Source organism: Curtobacterium luteum (assembly GCF_001475545.1).
Lineage (GTDB): Bacteria > Actinomycetota > Actinomycetes > Actinomycetales > Microbacteriaceae > Curtobacterium > Curtobacterium luteum_A.
The window spans coordinates 35,359-42,745 of the sequence record NZ_LDQC01000008.1 but is presented as its reverse complement, the minus strand read 5'-3'; the positions used below and the strand labels follow the sequence as shown (position 1 = coordinate 42,745).

Annotated in this window: 8 protein-coding genes and 1 pseudogene; 4 read left to right on the top strand and 5 right to left on the bottom strand. The window is 72.6% G+C overall.

Going from position 1 to position 7,387, the window contains the following annotated elements; genetic code table 11:
- From NS184_RS01515 to NS184_RS01505, 3 genes are all read right to left on the bottom strand, one after another.
- A partial coding sequence (locus NS184_RS01515; protein WP_083513356.1) for an acetamidase/formamidase family protein occupies window positions 1-944 on the bottom strand: 944 nt, incomplete at its 3' end.
- 40 nt (window positions 945-984) lie between these two features.
- Complete coding sequence (locus NS184_RS01510) at window positions 985-1,257, bottom strand: hypothetical protein (protein ID WP_058724379.1); 273 nt, start codon at window positions 1,255-1,257, stop codon at window positions 985-987.
- A gap of 12 nt (window positions 1,258-1,269) precedes the next feature.
- Complete coding sequence (locus NS184_RS01505; RefSeq protein WP_058724378.1) at window positions 1,270-2,406, bottom strand: inorganic phosphate transporter; 1,137 nt, start codon at window positions 2,404-2,406, stop codon at window positions 1,270-1,272.
- 99 nt (window positions 2,407-2,505) lie between these two features.
- Here NS184_RS01505 and NS184_RS01500 point away from each other — a divergent pair, with 99 nt between their 5' ends.
- From NS184_RS01500 to NS184_RS01490, 3 genes and pseudogenes are all read left to right on the top strand, one after another.
- On the top strand, window positions 2,506-3,375 hold the full coding sequence (locus tag NS184_RS01500) for an alpha/beta hydrolase (RefSeq protein ID WP_058724377.1): 870 nt from the start codon (window positions 2,506-2,508) through the stop codon (window positions 3,373-3,375).
- A gap of 215 nt (window positions 3,376-3,590) precedes the next feature.
- Window positions 3,591-3,953 (top strand): annotated as a pseudogene (locus NS184_RS17250) (GNAT family N-acetyltransferase); the annotation flags it as partial.
- A 40-nt stretch (window positions 3,954-3,993) separates the two neighbouring features.
- Window positions 3,994-5,043, top strand: a complete 1,050-nt coding sequence (locus tag NS184_RS01490) for a lipoate--protein ligase family protein (protein WP_058724375.1) — start codon at window positions 3,994-3,996, stop codon at window positions 5,041-5,043.
- A 17-nt stretch (window positions 5,044-5,060) separates the two neighbouring features.
- On the opposite strand, the gene NS184_RS01485 is transcribed toward NS184_RS01490, so the two are convergent.
- Window positions 5,061-5,681 carry a TetR family transcriptional regulator gene (locus tag NS184_RS01485; protein WP_058724374.1) on the bottom strand — a complete coding sequence of 207 codons (621 nt, stop codon included), beginning with the start codon at window positions 5,679-5,681 and terminating at the stop codon, window positions 5,061-5,063.
- Window positions 5,682-5,761: 80 nt separating this feature from the next.
- Here NS184_RS01485 and NS184_RS01480 point away from each other — a divergent pair, with 80 nt between their 5' ends.
- Window positions 5,762-6,400: a GNAT family N-acetyltransferase gene (locus tag NS184_RS01480; RefSeq protein WP_058724373.1), complete on the top strand. Its 639-nt coding sequence runs from the start codon at window positions 5,762-5,764 to the stop codon at window positions 6,398-6,400.
- Here the strand turns inward: NS184_RS01480 and NS184_RS01475 are convergent.
- Window positions 6,397-7,206, bottom strand: a complete 810-nt coding sequence (locus tag NS184_RS01475) for a hypothetical protein (protein WP_058724372.1) — start codon at window positions 7,204-7,206, stop codon at window positions 6,397-6,399. The genes NS184_RS01480 and NS184_RS01475 overlap by 4 nt on opposite strands.
- Between the last annotated feature and the right edge of the window lie 181 nt (window positions 7,207-7,387).

Sequence of the window (7,387 nt, the reverse complement as noted above, 5' to 3'; positions counted from 1 at the left end):
GACACCGCGCTCGCACCGCGACTGATCGCACCCTCGGGGAGCAGAGCGTGCACGCCCCAGGTGCGGTTCGCGACCTGGGTGACACGCATGCTCACCGCGACGCTCGCCATCGCGAGGGCCTCGGCACGGCCGATGTCGAACAGTCCGGCGATCCACTCCACCATCGCGTCGAGCGCCGTCGTCGTGGCGGTGTTGAGGTCCGCGTCGAACCCGAACGTGATGCGTCCGGCCGGGCTCTCCGCGTGGATGCCGGAGACCGGGGCCTCGTCGAGCAGGGACAGCGTCACCGTGGTGGTCATGCCGCACTCGATGGCCGTTCCGGACACCTCGCCGTCCCCCTGCGCAGCGTGACCGTCCCCGACCCAGAGCAGGGCGTCCGGCACGGTCACGGGCAGGAACAGCGTCGACCCGGCGACCAGCTCCCGGCAGTCGACGTTGCCGCCGCCGACCGGTCGCGGCGGGATCGTCGAGTGCTCGCCGGTCGGCTCCGGGGGCAGGCCGACGACGCCGAGGAACGGTGCCGTCCGGACCGCGAGTCCGAGCTGGTTGACCGCCCGGTCCGCGGCAGCGTCGACGTCCCAGAGGAGCGGACCGCGTGACTCCGGCTCGACGAGACCGAGGGCTCGGTTGACGGGCGTGTCCACGCCACCCGACCCGGTGTAGCCCCAGTCGTCCGGCACGAGGTCGTCGAAGTGCACGGCGAGCACCTGACCCGGGCGGGCGCCGGTGACCGCGATCGGACCGACCAGGCAGTGGCCGCGTCGGGACGGCAGGAGCGTCGGGACCTCGGCCCCGGGCTCCGGCTGACGCTCGGTGTAGCCCGCCGCGCTCAGCGTCCGGACGGTGACCGTGTCCCCGGGATCCACGCGCAGAACGGGTGGGAGCGCCGCGTCGAACACGTCGACGGCGGTGACGGGCGTGGGGTCGAGCCGGTGCGTGGTCACCCGGTGATCCTCGCACCAGCCCGGTCCTCGTGGGCGGCGTTCAGCTGTGGAACTGCGGGATGGTCAGCCAGATCCCGAACAGCACCGCCGCACCGCACACCGCGAAGCACGTCCACGCACCGACCATCGCGGCGGCGGGCGTGTGTCCGGACCGGGGCGTCTCGTCGGCGTACTGCGTCCGCTCGCCGCCCGCGTCGGCCGGCTGCCCCGTTCCGAGCAGGCGCAGCCCCAGCGTGTAGAGGAGCACCACGCCGACCGCCGCGACGAACCCCACCCACGCGACCGTCCCGATCGCTCCGAAGTCGATGTCCATCTCGTCCTCCGATCAGGCGGCCACCGGCTGGGCCGCCGGCTGGTCCTCGTTGACGTTGTCCTGCGTCACCGGCTTGCGGCGGGCCAGGACGAAGAAGCCGATCCCGGCCGCGAGGGCCAGCACGGCGACGATGACCAGCCCGATGGTCGAGGTCGCGGCGACCGCGGTGGCGAGGGCGCCGACCACCGCAGCGGCGGGCAGCGTGATGACCCACGCGACGACGATCCGACCGACGACGGACCAGTGCACGTCCGCGAGCTTCTTGCCGAGGCCCGATCCGATCACCGAGCCGCTCGTGACGTGCGTGGTCGACAGGGCGAACCCGAGGTGCGACGACACCAGGATCGTGGCCGCCGAGCTCGCCTCGGCCGCGAAGCCCTGCGGGGACTGTACGTCTGAGATCCGCTTGCCGACCGTCCGCATGATCCGCCAGCCGCCCATGTACGTACCGAGGCCGATCGCGAGCCCGCACGCCAGGACCACCCAGAGCGCCGGTCCGCTGCCGGACGGCTGGTAGTTCGCGGCGATGAGGGTCAGCGTGATGACACCCATCGTCTTCTGGGCGTCGTTCGTGCCGTGGGCGAGCGAGACGAGCGACGCGGAGATCGTCTGCCCGTGCCGGAACCCGGTCGCGGCGCCGTGGGTCGTGGCGTTCTTCGTGAGCGAGTAGACGAGGTACGTCGCGACGAGGGCGATCACGCCCGCGATGACCGGGGAGAGCAGCGCCGGGAGCACGACCTTCGACACGACGGTGGCCCAGTCGACCGAGTTCAGGCCGGCGCCGATGATCGACGCCCCGATGAGCCCGCCGAACAGCGCGTGCGTGGACGACGACGGCAGGCCGAAGTACCACGTCGCGAGGTTCCACAGCACGGCGCCGACGAGCCCCGCGAAGATCATCACGGGGGAGATGTGGATGCCGTCCTGACCCTCGCGGATGATGCCCTGCGAGACGGTCTTGGCGACCTCGGTGGAGAGGAACGCGCCGACCACGTTGAGGACGGCGGAGATGAGCACGGCGGTCCGGGGCTTCAGGGCTCCGGTGGCGACCGAGGTGGCCATGGCGTTCGCGGTGTCGTGGAAGCCGTTCGTGAAGTCGAACACGAGGGCCACCACGATCACCAGCACGACGGTGACGAGGACGTCCATGCGCGCCAACGGTAGGCCCGCTCCGAGCCCGCTGCGTGAACGCCGGGTGAACACGCGACGGAACCCGTGCGGCGCCCGCCCGTCTGCGAGGATGCAGAGGTGCCGACCTTCTCCGCAGCCCGAGGGGACTCCTCGTTCACCGACGCGCACGGCGTCGAGATCGTCTACTCGACCTGGCGTGCCGCGCGGCCGAAGGGCATCGTGCAGATCGCCCACGGTGTCGGCGAGCACTCCCTGCGCTACGAGCCGCTCGCGCAGGACCTCGTCCGCGCCGGCTGGACCGTGCACGCGAACGACCACCGCGGGCACGGCCGGACCGGGCTCGCACAGTGGGACGGCGACCACGCGAAGCTCGGTCGGCTCGGCCCCGGGGGCTTGCGTGCCGCGATCGCGGCGGTCGAGCAGCTGAGCGCCCTCGCCCGCGAGGACACCCCCGGCGTCCCGCTCGTCCTGCTCGGACACTCGTGGGGGTCGCTCATGGCACAGCGGATCGTGAACACCTCGAGCGCGCTCTACGACGGCGTCGTGCTCTCCGCGACCGCGTACCGGCTGCCCGGCTGGATGAACAGCGGCGACCTCAACGCCCGGTTCGCCGCGGCCGGACCGACGAAGTACGAGTGGATCAGCCGGGACCGTGCGGTGATCGACGCGATCGGGCTGGACCCGCTCGCGGTCGAGGCCGACGTCATCCGGCTCTTCGGACTCCCGGACACCCTGCGGCTGCTCGGCGTGCCGCGTCGGGGCATCCCGCACGACCTCCCGATGCTCCTGCAGGTCGGGTCCGACGACACGCTCGGCGGACCGCGGTCGGTCGAGCGACTGGCCCGGGCGTACCGGTCGCGTGGGAAGCTGTCGGACGTCGAGGTCAGGGTGTACGAGGGGGCGCGGCACGAGGTCTACAACGAGACGAACCGCGACGAGGTCGTTGGTGACCTCGTCGCGTGGCTGGAGCGCGCGGTCGCGCCCTGACGGCGGCGGGCCGACGCGGGGTGGACGCGACGACAGGACGGACCGGAGGCACGGGGGCGGGCCCGCCCCGCGCCTCCAGGCCGGGAGACGGGGACGACGGTGACCGGACGGCACGGTGACGTGGTGGTGACGGTCCTCGACGCGGCGGCTGCGGTCGCGCTCGAGCGGCGGGAGCCGCCCGGGCGGGGTACGCGCGGTGGGCAGCCACCGCCCAGGACCGCGGTGAGCTGACCGTCCTCGTCGCGTGGGTCGGCACCGAGCCGGTCGGGTCGGGGGAGGTCACCGCGATCGACGAGCCGGAACTGCGCAATCTCCGGGTCGAGCCCGACCAGCGCGGACGTGGCGTCGGTTCGGCCCTCATCGCCGCTGCCGAACGCCTCGCGGAGCCGTCCGGGGTGCTCCGCATCGGCGTCGCGCTCGACAACCCGGACGCTCGCAGGCTCTACGAGCGGGCCGGGTACATCGCGACGGGCGAGGTCGAGGAGTACGAGTACGAGTACGTGGACGACGGCGGCCGGCAGGTCACCGCGCAGGAGTCCTCCGTGTTCCTCGCGAAGGACCTCCGTCGCAGCCCGTGACCGATCTCCGGGCCGAGGCCCGCGGGCGTAGGGTCGTCCTGTGCACGGTGAGTACAAGGTCCCAGGCGGGAAGCTCGTCGTCGTCGACCTCGAGGTCGTCGACGGATCGATCCAGGAGTTCCGGCTCGCCGGTGACTTCTTCCTCGAACCCGACCACGCGCTGCCGCTGATCGACGAGGCCGTGAACGGCCTGCCGTCGACGACCGACGCCGCCGGGATCGCCGCCGCCGTCCGCGGAGCACTGCCCGAGGGCGCGCAGCTGCTCGGCTTCACACCCGAGGCCGTCGGCGTCGCCGTCCGCCGAGCCCTCTCGCGCGCGTCCTCGTGGCATGACTACGACTGGGAGGTCATCCACGAGGGGCCGATCTCCCCGAACGAGCACCTCGCGCTCGACCAGGTCCTCACCGAGGAGGTCGGGGCCGGCCGTCGTGGTCCGACGCTCCGCATCTGGGAGTGGGACGAGTCGGCCGTCGTGATCGGCTCGTTCCAGTCCCTCAAGAACGAGGTCGACCCCGAGGGCGCCGAGAAGTACGGCGTGCAGGTCGTGCGACGGATCTCCGGCGGCGGCGCGATGTTCATGGAGGCCGGCGCGATCATCTCGTACTCGCTGTACGTGCCGGCCGACCTCGTGCAGGGCATGACCTTCGCCGACTCGTACGCCTACCTCGACGAGTGGGTGATCGAGGCGCTCAAGTCGCTCGGCATCGACGCGTACTACCAGCCGCTCAACGACATCACCTCGGCGAAGGGCAAGATCGGCGGCGCCGCCCAGAAGCGCCTCGGCACCGGTGCGGTGCTGCACCACGCCACGATGAGCTACGACATGGACGGCCAGAAGATGGTCGAGGTGCTCCGGATCGGCCGCGAGAAGATGAGCGACAAGGGCACCACCTCGGCGGCGAAGCGGGTCGATCCGCTGCGCTCGCAGACCGGCCTGCCCCGTGCGGAGGTCATCGAGCGGCTGGTCGGCACGTTCACGAAGCTCTACGGCGCGCACGAAGGGCACGTCACCGAGGCCGAGCGGCAGCGGGCGCAGGAGCTCATCGCGACGAAGTTCGCGACGAAGGAGTGGCTCGAGCGGGTGCCGTGACCATCTGACGTCCCCCGTCAGCGTGGCGTCGTGAGGGCGTGCGCGAGACCGCGGACGAGCAGCACCCGGGCCCGTTCGGTCACCGTGCCGTCGGGGTCGCTCGCCGAGGACCTGACGAGACCGTCGACGACGGCGATGACCGCGTCGGCAGCGTCCACCACGGGCACCGTGAGCGTGACACCGCGCGGGACCGCCCAGTGCTCGATGCCCGACGCGACCGCTGCCTGCCAGAGTGCCCGTTCGGCCTCCATCGCTGCCCCGTCGCCCGTCGGGTCCAGCGTGCTGCTGCTCGCCGCCTCGAGGAGACGGAAGCGCTCGGGTTCCCGCCGCACCAGGTCGACCCATGCTGCGACCGCCGCGTCGAGGGCGTCGTCGAGGTCGTCGTGTTCTTCGGCAGCGGTGAGGACCCGGGGGAGCAGCGCACGCGCCTGGCGTTCGAGCAGCGCGACGACGAGGTGCTGCCTCGCCCCGAACACGTAGTGCACGACGCCGTGGGCGACGCCCGCCCGGGCAGCCACCGCCCGGGTCGTCAACCCGGAGAGGCCGTCGTCACGCACGACGAGCGCTGCGGCGTCGAGCAACTCCTCACGCCGGTCGGCACGACTGCGGTACCCGCGCGTCCCCTCGTCCTCCGTCATCACAGGAAGCGTACGGCGCGTGCGCAGGGTCGTGCTGGACGATGAATCTGGCCAATTGGCCGAATCAGGGAGGAGCCCCCATGGAGATCGTCGTCCGAGCCGCTGCGGAGTACGAGCTGCACGCCGCCGCCACCGTCCTGGCCGAGGCCTTCGCCGAGGACCCGGTGCTCGCGGAGATCCGGCCCGCGCGCTCCGGCGAGGACCGCCTGGCCGTGCTCGGTCGGCTGTTCGCCGCGTTGATCCGAGCGGTGCCGCGGGGGTCCCGCGATGTCGACGTCGCGGTCGCGCGCGACCGGGTCGTCGGCACTGCGTTCTGGCAGGCGCCGCTCCCGCACCGAGGCGGGCTCTGGGCGTTCGTGCGGCAGGTGCCGGAACTCGTGCGGGTGCTCGGGATCGCGGGTGGACTCCGGGCGCTCTCGCACCTGCGTCGCATGGAGCGCGCCCGTCCGGCAGCGCCGCACTGGTACCTCGCCGAGATCGGCGTGTCGGAAGCCGTGCGTGGGCAGGGTGTCGGGGGACTGCTGCTCGAGCACGCACTCGACCGGGTGGACCGGCGACGACAGGGCGCCTACCTGGAGTCCTCGACCTCGCAGAACCGACGGCTCTACCGGCGGCACGGGTTCGCCGACGGCGCGCCGCTGACCGGGTTCACGTCTGCCGCGCCCGTGTCGATGTGGCGTCCCGCCGTCGACCAGGCCGTCGGGCCGCGGCCGGCCTAGGGCTTCGCGCCGTTGCCGAACGAACCGTGCAACGTGGTGTCCTTGAACGCCGTCCGCTCGATGACCGAGTGCACCTCGTCGAGCACCGCCTGGTCGACCGAGTCCACGCCGATGGTGAGCGACCCGTAGTCGACCCGCATCGTGTACGGGATCGTCGCGTCCAGCCCGGCGACGTGCGGGGTCGCGGCCAGCGTGGCGAGCCCCTGCGCGACCTCCGTCGAGGTGCTGCGCGGGATGACCTGGTCGAACGTGCCCTCGTAGCGGGTGGTGCTCGCGATGTGCCCGCTCCCGGCCGGCACCGTGAGCGTGAGGCTGACCCCGGTCCACGCGAGTTCCTCGGCCATCGTGCTCGGGACGGCGCCGACCTCGGCGGGGGACGCAGACGGGGCGGTGACGACCGTGAAGCGCGACGAGAAGTGGTTCGTCGTGACCTCACGCGACGGGCACGCGGGATCCGGCGCGGAGCTCGGGGCGTTCGTGGTCGTCTCGGTCGCGCGGTCGACGCCCGGCAGTGCGCGGACGGCACGGAGCGCGGCGGCGACCTCGCGCGCGATGGTCGGGTCCAGCGTCGCCTCGGGAGCGGGGCCGGCCGAGGCCGAGGCGGTCGGCCCGGGGCGGTCGGTGTCGGGCGCGGAACCGGCGCCGGGTACGGAACCGGCACCGGGCGCGGAGTCGGCGCCGGGTACGGGGCAGGGGGCCGAGCCGCCGCCGTGGAATGCCTGCCGCGCGATGCCCTCCGCCGTCGAGCAGCCGGTCAGGACGGCCGCGCAGAGCACGACGACGAGGGGAGCTCGGAGACGGCGCATCGACCCAGTCTGCACGACGAGCGTCGAGACCCGAGCCCTGCAACGGGGTCGGCGGCCCGGGAGGGGGGAACCGGGCCGCCGCCCCATCAGTCTCGGTGTACTCCCCAAGAACGACGTGTGGGGATCAGGAGAATCCCCCGCGCGGCTGATGTCGGCACCGGATCGTCCACGTAGCGTCGTG

Excerpts from the sequence above, each read along its gene's own strand:
- NS184_RS01510 (WP_058724379.1), bottom strand. The coding sequence starts at position 1,257 with ATGGACATCGACTTCGGAGCGATCGGGACGGTCGCGTGGGTGGGGTTC.
- NS184_RS01505 (WP_058724378.1), bottom strand. The coding sequence starts at position 2,406 with ATGGACGTCCTCGTCACCGTCGTGCTGGTGATCGTGGTGGCCCTCGTG.
- NS184_RS01485 (WP_058724374.1), bottom strand. The coding sequence starts at position 5,681 with ATGACGGAGGACGAGGGGACGCGCGGGTACCGCAGTCGTGCCGACCGG.
- NS184_RS01480 (WP_058724373.1), top strand. The coding sequence starts at position 5,762 with ATGGAGATCGTCGTCCGAGCCGCTGCGGAGTACGAGCTGCACGCCGCC.
- NS184_RS01475 (WP_058724372.1), bottom strand. The coding sequence starts at position 7,206 with ATGCGCCGTCTCCGAGCTCCCCTCGTCGTCGTGCTCTGCGCGGCCGTC.